We start from the raw sequence: 16,909 nt of genomic DNA on the forward strand, positions 1-16,909 counted from the left end.
CGCCTCCCGCGGGCGCGAATAGAATCGTCTTCGATGTCTCCCCTCACCAAATCCGCGAGCGAGCGCGCGCAGCGCACGAGGACCCGGCGCATCTCCGGGATCGGCCGTGTGCTCGTCTTCGTCTACGGCGTGCTCGCCCTGGCGGCGACCGGCCGCAGCGTCTTCCAGATCATCGACCGGTTCGACGAGGCGCCCGTCGCCTTCACCCTCTCCGCAGTCGCCGCCGTCGTCTACATCGTCGCCACCGTCGCCCTCGTCGCGCCGGGCCGTGTCTGGTACCGCGTCGCCTGGGTCACCATCACTTTCGAGCTCGTCGGCGTGCTGGTGATCGGCTCGCTCAGCCTCTTCGCGCCCGCCGCCCTGGGCCTGCACGACGTCGACCCGTTCGGCCGCGACGCCACGGTGTGGTCCGTCTACGGGATGGGCTACCTCTTCGTCCCGCTCGTGCTGCCGATCCTCGGTCTGGTCTGGCTGCGCGGCCACCGCCCCCGCACGGAGGCATCGTGAAGGTCTTCCGCAGCGTCGACGAGGTGCCGGAGGGTTTCGGCCCGAGCGCGGTCACCATCGGCAAGTTCGACGGCGTCCACTCCGGGCACCGCGCGGTCATCGGACGCCTGCGCGAGGTCGCGGCCGACCGCGGGCTCACAGCCGCTGTCGTGACGTTCGACCGCAACCCGCTCGAGCTGATCGCCCCCGCGAAATGCCCGGCCTCCCTCGTCAGCAACGACCAGAAGCTCGACCTCCTCGCAGGCACGGGCATCGACGCGACGCTCATGGTTGCGTTCGACCGCGCCCTCGCCGAGCTGGAGCCCGAGGAGTTCGTGCGCCGCATCCTCGTGGACCGGCTGCACGCCGCCGTCGTGCTGGTGGGCAGCGATTTCCGGTTCGGGCACCGCGGCGCGGGCGATCTGGCGATGCTGCGCGAGCTGGGCGGGGACTACGGCTTCGGAGTCGAGCTCATCGACGACGTGCGCCCGGAGCACGGGCGCCGCGTCTCCTCCACCTGGATCCGCGAACTGCTCGCAGATGGAGACGTCGCGCACGCCGCCGAGCTGCTCGGTCACGTCCCCGCCGTGCGCGGTGTCGTGGTCCACGGCGCCGCCCGCGGACGCGAGCTGGGCTTCCCGACCGCCAATCTGTCGCCGGAATCCGAGGGGCTCATCCCGGCCGACGGCGTCTACGCCGGCTGGCTCACGGACGGCGACGAGACCTACCCGGCCGCCATCTCCGTCGGAAACAACCCGACCTTCGAGGGCGTGCCGCACAAGCAGGTGGAGGCGTACGTCCTCGATCGCGAGCTCGACCTGTACGGGCACCGCGTCCAGGTCTCGTTCGTGCAGCGCATCCGCGGAATGGTCGCCTACCAGGGCGTCGAGCCGCTGATCGCGCAGATCTCGGACGACGTGGAGCGCGCCCGGAGCATCCTCTCGGCCGAGACCGCGTGAGCGGGGCCGCCCCTGCGGTGCGGCCGCTCTGGCAGGGGCGCACGATCGCGCTGCTCGGCATCCTGCTGGTCGCCGCGAACCTGCGCACGGCGGTCGCCGCGCTGTCGCCGATCTACGCCGAGATCCGTGCGGAGTTCCCGGTCTCGAGTCTCGGGGTCGGGCTCCTCGGGATGCTCCCGCCCATCTGCTTCGCCGTGTTCGGACTGGTCGCCCCCTCCTTCACGCGGCGCCTGAGCCTCGAGACGGTCATGCTGATCGCGCTCGGTGCGATGCTCGCCGGACACGTGCTGCGCGCGTCCGCCGGCACGTTCGCCGTGCTCGCCGCCGGGTCTGCGGTCACCTTCGCCGGGATGGGCGTCGGCAACGTGCTGCTGCCTCCGCTCGTCAAGCGGTACTTCCCGGATCGGATCGGGCTGGTGACCTCGCTCTACGCGACGGTCATGTCGGTGAGCACGCTGCTCCCGCCGTTGATCGCGGTGCCCGTCGCCGACGCTGCCGGGTGGCACGTCTCGGTCGGGATGTGGGCCGTCGTCAGCCTGCTCGCCGTGCTGCCGTGGTTGCGCATCCTGATCACGCACACGCCCGCGCATCCCGCGCACGACGTCGAGGTGGAGGGCGCGCCTCCCGCGATGGTGGGCCGGGTGTGGCATTCGCCGCTCGCGTGGGCGATGGCCGTCGTGTTCGCCGTGTCGAGCCTCAACGCGTACGCGATGTTCGCCTGGCTCCCGCAGATCCTGCATGACGTCGCGGGGACCCCGCCGGCCGAGGCGGGCGCTCTGCTGTCGGTGTACGCCGGGATGGGAATCCCGGCCGGGCTCCTCGTGCCGCTGCTCGCCGCGCGGCTGCGGAGCGTCGCCGGCCTCATCTACGCGGCCGTCGCGTTCTTCGTGCTCGGCTATCTGGGGCTCATCCTGGCTCCCGGCGCCGCGACCTGGCTCTGGGTGACGTTCGCCGGGCTCGGGCCGCTGCTCTTCCCGCTCGTGCTCGTGCTGATCAACATGCGTACCCGCACGCACGCCGGCGCCGTCGCCCTGAGCGGCTTCACCCAGGGTCTGGGCTACACGCTGGGTGCGCTCGGCCCCCTCACCGTGGGACTCCTCCATCAGCTGACGGGCGCGTGGACCGTCCCGCTGATCGTGCTCACCGCGACCGCCCTCGCGGCGGCCATCGCCGGGGTCGTCGTCGCGCGCCCCCGCGCCCTCGAAGACCGCCGCTGATCGGCGTCGAGGCGGCGAACACCCCGCCGCCTCGGTCGTTCGCGTGCGACTTCTCGCCGCATCGACGCGCGGTCAGGCGGGCAGGAGGCTCGCGCGGTGGATGAGGGCTCCGGCGCCGATGAGCGGGCCCTCGGAAGAGAGGGCCGACGGGACGATGCGCACCTTGCGCACGAACGGGAAGTAGTGCTCCTCGATGACCGTGCGCATGTGCGCGAACAGGTCGGGCGTCGAGTGCGAGAAGCCGCCGCCGATGGCGACGAGCTCCAGGTCGAGCAGCGCGGTGGCCGAGGCGATGGCGTGGCCGACAGCCCGGCCCGTGCGCGCGATGGCCTCCCGGGCGACCTCGTCGCCGGCGGCGTAGGCGGCGGCGAGCTCCTCGCCCGTCGTCCCGGTGAAGCCGTGCTGCTGCGCCCAGGCGACCGTGTGCGGCCCCGAGGCCATGGCCTCCAGCGCGTACGGACTGCCGAACGTGTCCTCGCCGCGGATGTCGCCGACCTCCACGTGGCCGATGTGACCCGCGTTGCCGGTGGGGCCGGTGATGACGTGGCCGCCGACGATGAGGCCCCCGCCGATCCCGGTGGAGACGACCATGCCCATCACGTTGTCGATGCCCTGCGCGGCGCCGACCCAGTGCTCGGCCATCGTGATCGCGACGCCGTCCATCTCCAGGGTCACCGGGACGTCGAGCCCGGCCGACCGCACCTCCGCGGCGATGAAGTCGCGCATCGGGTAGTCGCGCCAGTGCGGCACGTTGAGCGGCGAGACGAGGCCGCGCACGCGGTCGATGGGGCCGGCGGAACCGATCCCCACGCCGACGACCGACGCAGCGGAGGGGAGGACCGCGAGCGCGTCGCGCACGACTCCGCCGACGGAGGCCTCGAGATCGGCGACGGTGGCGGTGCGGCCGGTGGGGCGACGGAAGCGGGAGCCGGGGACGAGGAGGCCGTCGGCATCGACGAGCGCCGCCTCGACCTTCGTGCCGCCGAAGTCGACGGCGAGAGCGAGGGGTGTGGACACGAGCATCACCCTAGACGATTCGCCGATCGCTCATTTGAGCAACGCCTGCGCAAAGGTTGCTCACGATCTAGGCTGGGCACGTGGCCCTGAACGATACCGACGAGATCCTCGCCGTCAAAGCCGCGGAGCTCTATTACGAGGCGGGCAAGACGCAGGACGAGATCGGCGTCGCCCTCAACGTCAGCCGCTGGAAGGTCGGCCGGCTGCTCGTGGCGGCGCGCGAGCACGGCTTCGTGCGCATCGAGATCGTGCATCCGAGCGCCAGGCGGTTCTCGCTCGAGCGCGAGCTGTGCGGGTTCTACGGCCTGGAGGACGCGGTCGTCGTGCCCGCGGCCGAGAGCGAGTCGGAGACCCAGGCGCGCGTCGCGCAGGCCGCGGCCGACTACCTCACCACGCTGCGGCCGGTGCCGCGCACGCTCGGCGTGAGCTGGGGCCGCACCCTGCACGCGGTCGCCGCCCGGCTCCGCCCGGGATGGGCCGTCGGAGTCAACCCGGTGCAGATCAACGGAAGCGTCTCGAGCACCCGCCAGGCGACCGCCGCCGCGGACACCGCCGTCGTCATCGCGCGCAAGGCGCAGGGCACGGCGACGCTCCTGCCGAGCCCCGCGATCTTCGAGCACGCGGCGACGCGCCGGGCCATCGAGTCGGACCGCTCCGTGCAGTCGGTGCTCGATCTGGCGCGCGCGGCGAACGCCTACCTGTTCAGTGCGGGGGTCGTGGACACCAGCTCGGTGCACGTCGACTCGGGCTACCTGACCCCGGAGGACGTCTCCGAGCTGGCGGCCAAGGGTGCCGTGGGCGACGTCGTCGGCCGGTTCATCACCGACGAGGGCGCCGTGGCCGATCCGGAGCTCGACGGTCGCACCCTCGGCCTCTCGCTCGAGGAGCTCCGCAACGCACGCACGAGCATCGCGGTGATCGCCGGCGAGGCCAAGCACGGGGTCGCCCACGCCGTCGTCGCGAGCGGCCTCTGCACCACCCTGATCACCGACGAAGCCACCGCGAACGACCTCCTCGGCCGCAGCCAGCCGGGTTCGTGACCCGAACCCGTCCCTCGACCCGAATCAGTAAGGAATGACGTGACCATCGAAACCACCGTCCCGCCCGTGCGCACGCTCGCACCGGCGGCGCGCGCCGTCGAGGTGCTCGGCGGAGACCTGACCGAGGCCTCGCTGCGCCGGTACCTGAACGGCATCCCCGGCGTCGACGCGGTCGGGCTCGAGCAGCGCGCCGCCGGGCTCGGCACCCGCTCCATCAAGACGTCCAGCAAGCGCTGGGCGCTCGACACCATCATCCGGCTCATCGACCTGACCACCCTCGAGGGCGCCGACACACCCGGCAAGGTGCGCTCGCTCGTCGCGAAGGCGCTGACCCCGGACGCGGGCGACCCGACCACCCCACGACCGGCGGCGGTGTGCGTCTACGGCGACATGGTCCCGTACGCCGTCGACGCGCTCGGCGCCGCGCACGCCGAAGCGCCCGAGGGTGTCGCCGTCGCCGCGGTCGCGACGGCGTTCCCCAGCGGGCGCGCCTCGCTCGCGGTCAAGCTCGCCGACACCGCAGACGCGGTCGCCGCGGGCGCCGACGAGATCGACATGGTCATCGACCGCGGCGCGTTCCTGTCGGGCCGCTACGGCCTCGTGTTCGACGAGATCGTCGCCGTCAAGGAGGCCTGCCGCCGGCCCGACGGCAGCTACGCGCACCTCAAGGTCATCCTCGAGACCGGCGAGCTGAACACGTACGACAACATCCGTCGGGCGTCGTGGCTGAGCATCCTCGCGGGAGGCGACTTCATCAAGACGTCCACCGGCAAGGTCTCGCCGGCGGCGACCCTGCCCACCACCCTCCTCATGCTCAAGGTGGTGCGCGACTGGCACCGACTCACCGGCGAGGAGATCGGGGTCAAGCCCGCGGGCGGCATCCGCTCCTCGAAGGACGCCATCAAGTACGTCGTGACCGTCGCCGAGACCGTCGGCGAGCACTGGCTGCAGCCGCACCTGTTCCGGTTCGGCGCGTCCAGCCTCCTGAACGACGTGCTCCTGCAGCGCCAGAAGCTCGCGACCGGGCACTACTCCGGCGCCGACTACGTGACGATCGACTGACGAAAGCAGACCCAGAATGAGTTTCCTCGAATACGCCCCGGCTCCCGAGTCGCGGTCGATCCTCAGCCTCCGCGACGAATACGGCCTCTTCATCGACGGCGAGTTCGTCGCCGGCCACGGCACGCCGTTCCAGACGATCTCCCCGGCGACGGAGGAGCGTCTCGCGACGATCGCCACGGCCGACTCCTCCGACGTGGACGCCGCGGTCGCCGCCGCCCGTCGCGCGTACGAGAAGGTCTGGTCGCGGATGAGCGGCACCGACCGCGGCAAATACCTGTTCCGCATCGCCCGCCTCGTCCAGGAACGGGCGCGGGAGCTCGCCGTGGCCGAGAGCCTCGACAACGGCAAGCCGATCAAGGAGAGCCGCGACGTCGACGTCCCGCTCGTCGCTGCCTGGTTCTTCTACTACGCCGGCTGGGCGGACAAGCTGGAGCACGCGGGCCTCGGCCCCGCACCGCGCGCTCTCGGCGTGGCCGCGCAGGTCATCCCGTGGAACTTCCCCCTGCTGATGCTGGCGTGGAAGATCGCCCCGGCGCTCGCGGCCGGCAACACCGTCGTGCTGAAGCCCGCCGAGACCACTCCGCTGACGGCGCTCCTGTTCGCGGAGATCGTGCAGCAGGCCGACCTGCCGCCGGGAGTCGTGAACATCGTGACCGGCGCGGGGGAGACGGGCCGCGACCTCGTCGCGCACCCCGACGTGAACAAGGTCGCGTTCACCGGCTCCACCGCCGTCGGGCGCGAGATCGCACGCTCGGTCGCCGGCACCGACAAGAAGCTGACGCTCGAGCTCGGCGGCAAGGCGGCGAACATCGTCTTCGACGACGCGCCGATCGACCAGGCCATCGAGGGCATCGTGAACGGCATCTTCTTCAACCAGGGCCACGTCTGCTGTGCGGGCAGCCGCCTCCTGGTGCAGGAGAGCATCCACGACGAGGTCGTCGACCGTCTCAAGGACCGGTTGTCGACCCTGCGTCTCGGTGACCCGCTGGACAAGAACACCGACATCGGCGCGATCAACAGCGCCGAGCAGCTGCAGCGCATCCGCGAGCTCTCGGACATCGGGGAGGCCGAGGGCGCCGACCGCTGGACGGCCGACTGCACCATCCCGGAGAACGGCTTCTGGTTCGCGCCGACGATCTTCGACAACGTGTCGACCAGCCATCGCATCGCCCGCGAGGAGGTGTTCGGTCCGGTGCTCTCGGTGCTGACCTTCCGCACCCCGGCCGAGGCCATCGCCAAGGCGAACAACACCCCCTACGGCCTCTCGGCCGGCATCTGGAGCGACAAGGGCAGCCGCATCCTCGCGGTCGCCGACAAGCTGCGCGCCGGCGTCATCTGGGCCAACACCTTCAACCGGTTCGATCCGGCCAGTCCGTTCGGCGGCTACAAGGAGTCCGGCTATGGGCGCGAGGGAGGCCGTCACGGCCTCGGCGGGTACCTGGTGCCCGGGCGCGCCCTGCCGGCGGTCTCCGCCTCGTCCGCCTCCGCCGCCTCCGTCCGCCCGACCCGCAAGGGAGCCAAGAAGTGAGCCGCCTCGCCGTGCCGAAGACCTACAAGCTCTACATCGGCGGGAAGTTCCCGCGCAGCGAGTCCGGGCGCACTTACGAGGTGCTGTCGGCGACGGGCGCCTTCCTCGCGAACGCCGCGAAGGGGTCCCGCAAGGACGCCCGCGACGCCGTGGTTGCCGCACGCGCCGCCGTCTCGGGCTGGGCGGGGGCCACAGCGTACAACCGCGGCCAGGTGCTGTACCGCATCGCCGAGCTCCTGGAAGGGCGGCGGGCGCAGTTCGTCGACGAGATCCGGAACGCCGAAGGCGTCTCGGCGGCCGCCGCCGGCGCGCAGGTCGACGAGGCGATCGACCGCTGGGTCTGGTACGCGGGCTGGGCCGACAAGTTCGCACAGGTCGCGGGCAACGCCAACCCGGTCGCCGGCCCGTACTTCAACATCTCGGTGCCCGAGCCGACCGGTGTCGTGGCGGTGATCGCCCCGCAGGACTCGAGCCTGCTCGGGTTCGTCAGCGCCGTCGCCCCGGCCCTCGTCGCGGGCAACACGGTCGTCGTGGTCGCCAGCGAGCGCTTCCCGCTCTCCGCGATCAGCCTGAGCGAAGTGCTCGCGACCAGCGATGTGCCCGGCGGCGTCGTCAACATCCTCACCGGGTCGCCGGCCGAGATCGCCCCGTGGCTGGCCTCGCACGCCGACGTCAACGCGCTCGACCTGGTCGGCGCGGGTGCGCTGGAGTGGGTCGACCTGCAGATCGCGGCGGCGGAGACGCTCAAGCGCGTCCTCCCGCCGGAGAACGGCACGGACGCGGCGGCTCCGTCGCTCGACCGCATCGCGTTCTTCACCGAGACGAAGACGGTCTGGCACACCAAGTCCCTGCTCTGATCGTCTCGGCCGCCCCGACCCCCTCGCCTCTCCGCCCGATCTGAGGGAGGATGGAGAGGAGTCGGGGAGGATGGTACGCATGCCGGAGGAATGGGACGCGGGCAGGGGCGCGCTGGCCCTGATCGGTGACAGCTTGACGCAGAGCGGCGACTGGTCGGCGCTTCTCCCCGGTGAGACCGTCTGGAACTTCGGCGTCGCGGGGGATACGACGGACGACGTCGTCGCGCGCCTCGGCGATGTCATCGCCTCGCGCCCTGGCACGATCGCCTTGTTGATCGGGACCAACGACCTGGCCTGGCGGCGTTCCGCCGAGCATGTCGTCCGCAACGTGGAGACGGCGCTCGTGACGCTGCGCAAGGAGCTGCCGGAGGCGCGCATCCTGGCGCAGTCCGTGCTGCCGCGCGGCGTCGAGTTCGCCGAGCAGATCAGGGACATCAACCGCCACCTGTGGCAGTTCGCTCCCACCGTGCACGCAGGCTGGCTGGACCTCTGGCCCGCGATGGCGCTGGAGGACGGCGAGCTGAACCCGGCGTACACGGAGGACCGCCTCCACTTGAACGCCGAGGGCTACCGGGTGTGGGCGGGGGAGTTGGCACCGGCTCTCGAGCGCGTGCGCGAACTGCCGCCGTCGAGCCGGGCGATCGAGCTGCCCGACCTGGGCGGGGCTGCCTGAGGCGTCGCTGCGGCGGTCAGGTCCGGCGGTCAGGTCCGGCGGTCAGCTCGACCGGAGCATCAGCTCGTAGAAGTCGATCCCGCGCAACCAGGTGCGCACGTGGATGCGCTCGTCGCGCGCGTGGAGCGTGCCGCGTTCCTCCGTGCTCATCTCGAAGGGCGTGAACCGGTAGACGGTGTCGCCGATCGCGGTGAAGTGGCGGCTGTCGCTCGCCCCGAGCATGATGTAGGGGGTCACGATCGCCCGCGGGTGCGTCCGTGCGAGCGCGGCGACGACGCGTTCCCACTCCGGGCCCTCGCTTGGTGACACCGGGGAGGGTTCGCTGGCGTCGACGGCCTCGATGCGCACCTGCGGGTCGCGGATGGCGCGGCGCAGATGCTCGAGGGTCTCGGCGACGGTCGAGCCCACGGCGATCCGCACGTTGACGACGGCCTCGGCGCTCTCGGGCAGCGCATTGGCGGCCATACTCCCGCGGAGCTGGGTCACGGCGGTCGTGGTGCGCACGATCGCCCGCGTCTCGTCGCTCAGCCGGCCGAACACCGCGCGCAGGAGGGGCTGCAGGCGCCGGGCGCGCGTGAAGACCGCACGGAGCGGGCCGGAGACGTGTGCGCCGAGTGTCTCGACCATCCGCAGGTTCGTCTCCGTGAGGCGGGCGGGGAACGGCTTCGCATTGAGCCGGGTGATGGCGCGGGCGAGGCGCACGGTCGCGGTCATCGGCGGCGGCGTGGACGCGTGCCCGCCGTGCTGCTCGACGGTGAGGCGGACGGAGGTGATGCCCTTCTCGCTCACGCCCACGACGGCGATCGGGCGTGTGACGCCGGGGAAGATGCGCTCGACGACGGCGCCGCCCTCGTCGAGGACGAGCGCCGGGCGCACACCGCGCTCGCGCAGCGCGGTGACGATGGCCTGAGCCCCGCTGCCCAGGGTCTCCTCGTCGTGACCGAAGCTCAGGTAGACGTCCTCGCGCGGGGCGAACCCGTCCGCGAGGAGACGTTCGGCGGCCTCCAGCACGGCGACGACCGCGCCCTTGTCGTCGAGGGTGCCGCGGCTCCACAGCACGCGGCCGTCTCCGGTCCCGGTGATCTCGGCGGCGAATGGCGGGTGCTGCCAGCCCTCGTCGGTGGCGGGGACGACGTCGTAGTGCCCCATGAGCACGGTCGGCCGCCCGGTGGGAGCGTCGCCGGGCCAGCGGAAGAGGAGCGAGTGGCCGTGCTGCTCGCGCTCGAGCGTCGCGTGCACGAGGGGGTACAGCCCGGGCAGGGCGGCGATGAACGCGTCGAAGGCGGCCCAGTCCGTGAGGGTCACGTCGTTGCGGGACATGGTCGGGATGCGCAGGAGGGTGCGGAACCGTTCGACGGCGGCGTCCTCACGTTCGGCCACGGGTGCCCCCTCGGCGGCGCTCACTCGCCGGCCGCCGCTCGGAAGGCGGCGAGGGCGTCATCACCGAACAACACGAAGCGCACGAGCTCGACGGAGCCGACACCGGACGAGAGCACGGCGCGCACGGTGCTGACCGCGATCCGGGCCGCGTCGTCCATCGGCCAGCCGTAGACCCCGGCCGACACCGCGGGGAACGCGACGGTCGTGGCGCCGAGCTCACGGGCGGCCCGCAGGGACGACCGGTAGGCGTTCTGCAGCAGCGACGTGCGGTCCTCCGTCGCGGACCAGACCGGCCCGACCGTGTGGATCACCCAGCGCGCGGGGAGTTCGCCGGCGGTCGTCGCGACAGCCTGGCCGGTCGGGAGCCCGTCAGGGAGCGTCGTCGCCCGCAGTTCGCGGCAGGCCGCGAGGATGGCGGGGCCGCCACGGCGGTGGATGGCGCCGTCGACGCCTCCTCCACCCAGGAGCGAGCTGTTGGCGGCGTTGACGACGGCGTCCACGGCCTGATCGGTGATGTCGCCACGGACGATCTCGATGGGGTCGCTCATCTCAGCCCCGGTTGTTGGAGAGCTCGTAGACCTTGAGCAGCTCCAGGATCGCGTCGTCGCGCTGGCTGCCGCCCTCCTCGAACATCTCGGAGACGTGGGTGCGCAGGTGGTTCTCGACCAGGAGCTTGTTGAGCGATCCGAGGGACTTCTGGATGGCGAGCGACTGCGTGATGATGTCGACGCAGTAGTCCTCGTTCTCGATCATCTTCTCCAGCCCGCGCAGCTGTCCCTCGAGGATGCGCGTGCGGTGGAGGGCTCGTTTCTTGATGTCGGCGATCACTTCTCCAGGATACCGCGCATCCCATATACCCCTATGGGGTATGTGCTACGGTGGGGGCATGGAAACGACCTACGACATCCTCGGCATGACCTGCGACCACTGCGCGCGGGCCGTCAGCGACGAACTCTCCGCGCTCGGCGGGGTCGAACGCGTGGATGTGGACGTCGCCGGGGGGACAGCCACCGTCGCCCACGCGGCACCGCTCGCCGACGACGCCGTGCGCGCGGCCGTCGAGGAGGCCGGCTACACGCTCGGACGCCCCGACCGCCTCCCTCTGCTGTGACCGGCGCGACGACGACCGGGGCCGAGGGACTCGTGCGCGTCGACCTCGCCATCGAGGGCATGACCTGCGCGAGTTGCGTGGCCCGTGTCGAGAAGCGGCTCGGCCGCGTCGACGGCGTGACGGCGACGGTCAACCTCGCCACCGAGCGCGCCAGTGCGCTGGTGCCCGCCACGCTCGACTCGGCCGCGCTCGTGGCGGAGGTGGAGAAGGCGGGATACGGCGCGCGCGTGCTGCACGACGACCGCGAGGAGCACGCGAGCGGCAGCGGCCTCGACGCAGAAGAGACGAGGGGCCACGACGGGGACTCCCGGCGGCTGGTCCCGCGGGCCATCGCGAGCGCCGTGCTGAGCGTCCCGATCGTGCTGATCGCGATGGTGGAGCCGCTGCACTTCGCCGGCTGGGAGTGGGTCTCGCTCGTGCTCGCGGCGCCGGTCGTGCTCTGGGGCGGCTGGCCGTTCCACCGCTCGGCCGCTGTCACCCTCCGGCACGGCTCGACCACGATGGACACGCTCGTCTCGCTCGGGACCTTGACCGCCTTCGTCTGGTCCCTGGTCGTGCTCCTGCTCGGGATGGGCGGCCACGTCTACTTCGAGGTCGCCGCGGTCGTCACGACGTTCCTCCTCCTCGGGCGACTCGCCGAGGCCCGGTCGCGCCGCCGGGCGGGGAAGGCTCTGCGCGAGCTGGCTCAGGCGTCGGCGCGCGAGGTGTCCCGGCTCGACGAGTCGGGGCGCGAGCGGCGCATCCCGGTCGCTCTGCTGGCGGTCGGCGACCGTTTCGTGGTGCGGCCGGGGGAGCGGATCGCGGCCGACGGCCGCGTCGTCGAGGGGGCCGCCGCGGTCGACGCGTCGGCCATGACCGGCGAGTCCGCGCCCGTGGAGGTCTCCGCGGGCGATGACGTGACGGCGGGGACGGTGGCCGCGGGCGGGATGCTCGTGGTCAGTGCCGAACGGGTCGGAGCCGACACGCGGGTCGCCCGGCTGGCGTCGCTGGTCGAACAGGCCCAGCTCGGGAAGACCCGCGCGCAGCGGCTGGCCGACCGTGTCTCCGCGATCTTCGTGCCCGTGGTGATCGGGCTCGCGCTCGCGACCTTCGCCGTCTGGTGGCTGCTCGCGGGCGACCCCGCCGCCGCCGTGTCGCCGGCCGTCGCGGTGCTCATCGTCGCCTGCCCCTGCGCCCTCGGCCTAGCGACGCCCACGGCGCTGCTCGTCGGCACGGGCCGGGCGGCGCAGCGCGGCATCCTGATCTCCGGTCCCGACGCGCTCGAGCGCGCCGGACGCATCGACACGGTCGTGTTCGACAAGACCGGGACGCTCACGACGGGCCGGATGGCCATCACGGAGACGGTCGCCGTGCCCGGTGTGCGGGTCGACGACCTCCTGCGACTCGCCGCGGCGGCCGAGCGCGGTTCGGAGCATCCGCTGGGCAGGGCGATCGCGGAGGCGGCGCCCTCCGACGCGGTCGTCGCCGGATTCCGTGCCATCGCCGGCTTCGGCGTCGCTGCCGTGGTGGACGGGCGGGAGGTCGTGGTCGCGCGCGCGTCCGGCGGTCTCGCCGAGGTGCTCGCGAGCGCCGTCGACGAGATCCGGGGGCGGGGAGCGACGGCGGTCGTCGTCGCGATCGACGGGGAGGCGGCGGGGGTGATCGCGCTGAGCGATCCGTTGCGCCCGGACGCCTCCGAGGCGATCGAGCGCGTGCGCGCTCTCGGCGCCGAGTCGGTCGTGCTGAGCGGCGACCATGAGAGGACGGTGTGCGCCACCGTCGGTTCCCTGGGTGTCCTCCGTGCGGTCGGAGGCGTCGACCCCGAAGGCAAGGCCGCCGAGATCGCGCGGCTTCAGGGCGAGGGACGGACGGTGGCGATGGTCGGCGACGGTGTGAACGACGCGGCCGCGTTGGCGACGGCGGACCTCGGCATCGCGATGGGCGGAGGCTCCGACATCGCGCGGGAGGCGGCCGACCTGACCCTGCTGCGACCCGAGCCGGCACTGGTCGGGGAAGCCCTGCGTCTCTCGCGGCGCATGCTCGCCGTGATCCGCGGCAATCTCTTCTGGGCGTTCGCGTACAACGTGGCGGCCCTGCCGATCGCCGCACTGGGGCTCCTCGACCCCATGATCGCCGGAGCCGCGATGGCGTTCTCGAGCGTGTTCGTCGTCCTCAACAGCCTGCGGCTCCGTCGGTTCTGAGGGAGGGAGCGCACAGCGGATCATTAGCAGGTGTGTATCCGCGCATTCCGGATACTCGGCGGCGCGTCGGGAGGGCCTCCCCTTAATGGGGGGTAGGGGAGGACATACTACTTGTTCTATCCTCATCAGCAGGGGTTGAGAAATATTCGTTTTGCAGGAAAGGCCCGACTTTGCTGAAGAACCTCAGCCCGCTGCTGTCCGGTGCGCTCTTGAGCGCCCTGGACTCGATGAAAGACGGCGAGACGCTTACCCTCGTCGGCAGCGGCTATCCAGAGAACACCATCAACACGCCCGTCGTCCACCTCGAGGACGACACCACCACAGAGGCCGCCGCCGAGGCGATCCTCAGTGTGTTCCCGCTCGACAACATCCACCCGTCACCGATCGCCTTCCTCGACCTGGCAGGCGAGCCCTATGACGTCCCCGACGTCGCCTTCGCCGTCAACGGCATCGCCTCCGATGCCGAGCTCCGTCGTGTCCCGATGGAGCGCCTCGGCCTGGACGAGTTCCTCGACCAGGCCCGCACCTCCTCGGTGATCGTCCGTGTGGGGTCCGACGCCCCGCCGTGCGCCTTCCTGTTCCGCAGGGGAGCGCTCTGACGACGACCGCCGTGTCCGGCTGCACCCGCCCCCCGAGAAGGTCTCGTCTCGGACGGGGCGGGTGCCGCTAGGGTGGTGGGGATGTCCACCTCCCGCACCCCGCAGCAGCCCACCGTCAACCGGGCGGCCCTGGCGCCCGGGATCATCGCCGCGATCGTCCTGCTCGCCGGCCTCGCACTCATCGGCGGTGCGTGGTACCTCTACGTGCAGTACGCCGTCGCGATCCTCGCGCTCATCATGTGCGTGTTCGCGGGGCAGGCCAAGCAGTGGTGGTGGCTGGTGGGTCTCGTACCGATCGCCGTCGTCTGGAACCCGGTCTGGCCGCTCGCCATCGAGGGGACGGTGCTGCGCGCGCTCCACGTCGTCGCGTCCGTCTTCCTGGTGTGCGCCGCGGTCCTCATCAAGATCCCGGCCGACACTCGTCGCTGAACCGCCGCGCATCCGGTAAAATGGTGACGCGCGGCGATTCGTCCGCCGCGCTGCCGGCGTCACCGACGCCCGGTCGGGGCCGCTCGGTCCTCCGGCCGGACATCGCGCCGGCCCTCACGCCTATGGCGCCGCGCTCTCGGACAGCGCGCGGCGCACCCACATGGAGGACCATGTCTCGTTCCGGTCAGCGGACGTCCGGCCAGCGCTCGAGCTCGACGCGCACCCCGCAGCGGCGGCCCCGGCATGCCAACAACGACGGCCTCATCCCCGTCCTCGCCCGCAAGGTGCGCGAGGTCGAGGCGAAGGCGGCCGACGGCAAGAAGCTCGGCCCGACCAACCGCACCAAGTTCCAGGTCATCGCCTTCCTGATGCGCGAGGAGCGCGCCCGGGCCAAGGCCGACCAGGAGCTGAGCGACGCCGCCCGCGCCGAGCAGCTGAAGCGACTGGACGGCATCGCGACCATCCTGGCCAAGACCGCCGCCCGGGACACCTCCCTCATCTCGCTGCTGGAGAGCGAGTCCCCGCCGACCGCGACGGCGCAGAAGATGCGCCGCGACTGGCTGCTCGAGTCCGGCACGGAGCTCAGCCCCGACGACCTGATCATCACCATCGAGCGCCCGGTCGCCAAGACCGACAGCGTCATTCCGCCCGAGCTGGCGGAGAAGCAGGTCGTGCCGCAGTCGGTGAAGGCGCGCCAATTGTCGAATCCGTTCCTCGCGCCCGATCTCTCGCGGCTCACCCCGGCCCAGCCGACCCCGCGCCGCCGCCTCGACTCGTGGGAGCTCCTCGGCCCCCTCTTCAAGTCGTTCGAGTACGGCGCCGGCGGTCAGGCCGCCAGCATGGAGCTTCCGCCCGCGCCCGCCATCGACCGCTACTCGCCCCCCGGGCTCGAGCTCATGCACCATCAGGCCCGATTCGTCGAGAGCGTCCGCCAGGGCCACCGCAGCTTCCTCCTCGCAGACGAACCCGGCCTGGGCAAGACGGCGCAGTCCGTGCTCGCCGCCTCCGTCGCCGGCGCCTACCCGCTCCTCGCCGTCGTCCCGAACGTCGTCAAGATGAACTGGGCCCGCGAGGTGGAGCGCTGGACCCCGCAACGCCGCGCCACCGTCATCCACGGCGACGGTGAGGGACTCGACGCATTCGCCGACGTCGTCATCGTCAACTACGAGGTGCTCGACCGCCACCTCTCCTGGCTCAGCACCCTCGGATTCAAGGGCATGGTCGTCGACGAGGCGCACTTCATCAAGAACCTGCACTCGCAGCGCTCCCGTCTCGTGCTCGGCCTGGCCGACGCCATCCGGTCGAACACCCCGAACCCCCTTCTGCTCGCCCTCACGGGCACGCCGCTCATCAACGACATCGACGACTTCCGCGCCATCTGGCAGCTGCTCGGCTGGATCGACGGCTCCAAGCCGACGGCGGAGCTGATGGAGCACCTGGAGGAGACCGGGCTCACTCCGGCCGAGTTCGGCTTCTACGCCGCCGCCCGCGAAGCCGTCATCGACATGGGTATCGTGCGCCGACGCAAGCTCGACGTCGCAGCCGACCTCCCCAGCCGGCGCGTGGTCGACCTGCCCGTCGAGCTCGACGGAGATCTCGGCCGCTCGATCCGCCAGGCGGAGAAGGAGCTCGCCGACCGGCTCGTCGCGCGGTTCCATCGCGCCGCCGCCGCGGGCCGCCCCGACAGCTTCGACGGCGACGACGAGGCGCACCGCGAGCACCTCATCCGCCTGGTCGCCCAGTCGGAGCTGGAGGAGTCCAAGTCGGCCAAGACCGGGGACAACGTCTTCACCATGGTCCGCAAGATCGGTCAGGCGAAGGCGGGCCTCGCCGCGGACTACACCGCGCAGCTCGCGCGCTCGGTCGGCAAGGTCGTCTTCTTCGCCAAGCACATCGACGTGATGGACCAGGCGGAGGAGGCGTTCGCAGCCCGCGAGCTGAAGACGATCTCCATCCGGGGCGACCAGAGCGCTCTGGCCCGGCAGAAGGAGATCGACGCGTTCAACAACGACCCGGACGTCTCGGTCGCCGTCTGCTCGCTCACCGCAGCCGGTGTCGGCCTCAACCTCCAGGCCGCGTCGAACGTCGTCCTCGCCGAGCTGTCCTGGACGGCGGCCGAGCAGACCCAGGCGATCGACCGGGTGCACCGCATCGGCCAGGAGGAGCCCGTCACCGCGTGGCGCATCATCGCCGCGCAGACGATCGACTCGAAGATCGCCGAGTTGATCGACGCCAAGCAGGGCCTCGCTGCGCGTGCCCTCGACGGCAGCGACGTCGAGGTCGGTTCGGCGGACTCGGTGCAGCTGGATGCGCTCATCCATCTCCTCACGGAGGCGCTGGGCTAGGCGCCGAACATTCGTGCCGAATGTCG

General features: G+C 71.6%; 17 protein-coding genes. 13 read left to right on the forward strand and 4 right to left on the reverse strand.

The window, feature by feature from the left end:
• Positions 1-33 precede the first annotated feature (33 nt).
• Genes IT072_RS07650 through IT072_RS07660 form a run of 3 tightly spaced genes read left to right on the forward strand, consistent with a single transcriptional unit; the run spans position 34 to position 2,662 of the window.
• Positions 34-507 carry a hypothetical protein gene (locus IT072_RS07650; RefSeq protein ID WP_223360352.1) on the forward strand — a complete coding sequence of 158 codons (474 nt, stop codon included), beginning with the start codon at positions 34-36 and terminating at the stop codon, positions 505-507.
• On the forward strand, positions 504-1,445 hold the full coding sequence (locus IT072_RS07655) for a bifunctional riboflavin kinase/FAD synthetase (RefSeq protein WP_223360353.1): 942 nt from the start codon (positions 504-506) through the stop codon (positions 1,443-1,445). Before IT072_RS07650 ends, IT072_RS07655 begins: the two co-directional genes overlap by 4 nt.
• On the forward strand, positions 1,442-2,662 hold the full coding sequence (locus tag IT072_RS07660; protein ID WP_223360354.1) for an MFS transporter: 1,221 nt from the start codon (positions 1,442-1,444) through the stop codon (positions 2,660-2,662). The genes IT072_RS07655 and IT072_RS07660 overlap by 4 nt, the downstream gene beginning before the upstream one ends.
• Before the next feature lie 72 nt (positions 2,663-2,734).
• On the opposite strand, the gene IT072_RS07665 is transcribed toward IT072_RS07660, so the two are convergent.
• Positions 2,735-3,685, reverse strand: coding sequence for an ROK family protein (locus tag IT072_RS07665; RefSeq protein WP_223360355.1), 951 nt, complete (start codon positions 3,683-3,685; stop codon positions 2,735-2,737).
• A 74-nt stretch (positions 3,686-3,759) separates the two neighbouring features.
• Here IT072_RS07665 and IT072_RS07670 point away from each other — a divergent pair, with 74 nt between their 5' ends.
• The 5 genes from IT072_RS07670 (at position 3,760) to IT072_RS07690 (ending at position 8,839) form a co-directional block, all read left to right on the forward strand.
• On the forward strand, positions 3,760-4,719 hold the full coding sequence (locus IT072_RS07670; protein WP_223360356.1) for a sugar-binding transcriptional regulator: 960 nt from the start codon (positions 3,760-3,762) through the stop codon (positions 4,717-4,719).
• Between the two features lie 39 nt (positions 4,720-4,758).
• Positions 4,759-5,781, forward strand: coding sequence for a deoxyribose-phosphate aldolase (gene deoC / locus IT072_RS07675; RefSeq protein ID WP_223360357.1), 1,023 nt, complete (start codon positions 4,759-4,761; stop codon positions 5,779-5,781).
• Positions 5,782-5,797: 16 nt separating this feature from the next.
• Positions 5,798-7,309 carry an aldehyde dehydrogenase family protein gene (locus IT072_RS07680; protein ID WP_223360358.1) on the forward strand — a complete coding sequence of 504 codons (1,512 nt, stop codon included), beginning with the start codon at positions 5,798-5,800 and terminating at the stop codon, positions 7,307-7,309.
• On the forward strand, positions 7,306-8,166 hold the full coding sequence (locus IT072_RS07685; protein WP_223360359.1) for an aldehyde dehydrogenase family protein: 861 nt from the start codon (positions 7,306-7,308) through the stop codon (positions 8,164-8,166). Before IT072_RS07680 ends, IT072_RS07685 begins: the two co-directional genes overlap by 4 nt.
• 79 nt (positions 8,167-8,245) lie before the next feature.
• Positions 8,246-8,839: an SGNH/GDSL hydrolase family protein gene (locus IT072_RS07690; protein WP_223360360.1), complete on the forward strand. Its 594-nt coding sequence runs from the start codon at positions 8,246-8,248 to the stop codon at positions 8,837-8,839.
• A gap of 42 nt (positions 8,840-8,881) precedes the next feature.
• On the opposite strand, the gene IT072_RS07695 is transcribed toward IT072_RS07690, so the two are convergent.
• From IT072_RS07695 to IT072_RS07705, 3 genes are read right to left on the reverse strand one after another with little or no spacing between them, the layout of a single operon-like run.
• Complete coding sequence (locus IT072_RS07695) at positions 8,882-10,219, reverse strand: M20/M25/M40 family metallo-hydrolase (protein ID WP_223360361.1); 1,338 nt, start codon at positions 10,217-10,219, stop codon at positions 8,882-8,884.
• A 20-nt stretch (positions 10,220-10,239) separates the two neighbouring features.
• Positions 10,240-10,767 (reverse strand): O-acetyl-ADP-ribose deacetylase, encoded by a 528-nt coding sequence (locus tag IT072_RS07700; RefSeq protein ID WP_223360362.1) that lies wholly within the window; start codon positions 10,765-10,767, stop codon positions 10,240-10,242.
• Position 10,768: 1 nt separating this feature from the next.
• Positions 10,769-11,047, reverse strand: coding sequence for a metal-sensitive transcriptional regulator (locus IT072_RS07705; RefSeq protein WP_021764665.1), 279 nt, complete (start codon positions 11,045-11,047; stop codon positions 10,769-10,771).
• A 58-nt stretch (positions 11,048-11,105) separates the two neighbouring features.
• On the opposite strand from IT072_RS07705, the gene IT072_RS07710 reads away from it, so the two are divergent.
• The 5 genes from IT072_RS07710 to IT072_RS07730 all read left to right on the forward strand — a co-directional run bounded on the left by IT072_RS07710 (position 11,106) and on the right by IT072_RS07730 (position 16,883).
• Positions 11,106-11,330, forward strand: a complete 225-nt coding sequence (locus IT072_RS07710) for a heavy-metal-associated domain-containing protein (protein ID WP_223360363.1) — start codon at positions 11,106-11,108, stop codon at positions 11,328-11,330.
• 59 nt (positions 11,331-11,389) lie between these two features.
• A complete protein-coding gene (locus tag IT072_RS07715) occupies positions 11,390-13,510 on the forward strand; it encodes a heavy metal translocating P-type ATPase (protein ID WP_223360919.1) in 2,121 nt (706 codons plus the stop codon).
• 170 nt (positions 13,511-13,680) lie between these two features.
• On the forward strand, positions 13,681-14,109 hold the full coding sequence (locus IT072_RS07720; protein WP_223360364.1) for an RbsD/FucU domain-containing protein: 429 nt from the start codon (positions 13,681-13,683) through the stop codon (positions 14,107-14,109).
• Between the two features lie 81 nt (positions 14,110-14,190).
• The gene (locus IT072_RS07725; protein WP_223360365.1) at positions 14,191-14,538 is read left to right on the forward strand and encodes a DUF6804 family protein; all 348 of its coding nucleotides are present in this window, start codon (positions 14,191-14,193) and stop codon (positions 14,536-14,538) included.
• A 170-nt stretch (positions 14,539-14,708) separates the two neighbouring features.
• Positions 14,709-16,883, forward strand: coding sequence for a DEAD/DEAH box helicase (locus IT072_RS07730; protein WP_223360366.1), 2,175 nt, complete (start codon positions 14,709-14,711; stop codon positions 16,881-16,883).
• Positions 16,884-16,909: the final 26 nt, after the last annotated feature.

This window comes from Leifsonia sp. ZF2019 (assembly GCF_019924635.1).
Taxonomy (GTDB): Bacteria; Actinomycetota; Actinomycetes; order Actinomycetales; family Microbacteriaceae; genus Leifsonia.

Coding starts and splice junctions, on each gene's coding strand:
- IT072_RS07665 (WP_223360355.1), bottom strand. CDS start 3,685: ATGCTCGTGTCCACACCCCTCGCTCTCGCCGTCGACTTCGGCGGCACG.
- IT072_RS07690 (WP_223360360.1), top strand. CDS start 8,246: ATGCCGGAGGAATGGGACGCGGGCAGGGGCGCGCTGGCCCTGATCGGT.
- IT072_RS07680 (WP_223360358.1), top strand. CDS start 5,798: ATGAGTTTCCTCGAATACGCCCCGGCTCCCGAGTCGCGGTCGATCCTC.
- IT072_RS07725 (WP_223360365.1), top strand. CDS start 14,191: ATGTCCACCTCCCGCACCCCGCAGCAGCCCACCGTCAACCGGGCGGCC.
- IT072_RS07710 (WP_223360363.1), top strand. CDS start 11,106: ATGGAAACGACCTACGACATCCTCGGCATGACCTGCGACCACTGCGCG.
- IT072_RS07715 (WP_223360919.1), top strand. CDS start 11,390: ATGACCTGCGCGAGTTGCGTGGCCCGTGTCGAGAAGCGGCTCGGCCGC.
- IT072_RS07730 (WP_223360366.1), top strand. CDS start 14,709: ATGTCTCGTTCCGGTCAGCGGACGTCCGGCCAGCGCTCGAGCTCGACG.
- IT072_RS07700 (WP_223360362.1), bottom strand. CDS start 10,767: ATGAGCGACCCCATCGAGATCGTCCGTGGCGACATCACCGATCAGGCC.
- IT072_RS07650 (WP_223360352.1), top strand. CDS start 34: ATGTCTCCCCTCACCAAATCCGCGAGCGAGCGCGCGCAGCGCACGAGG.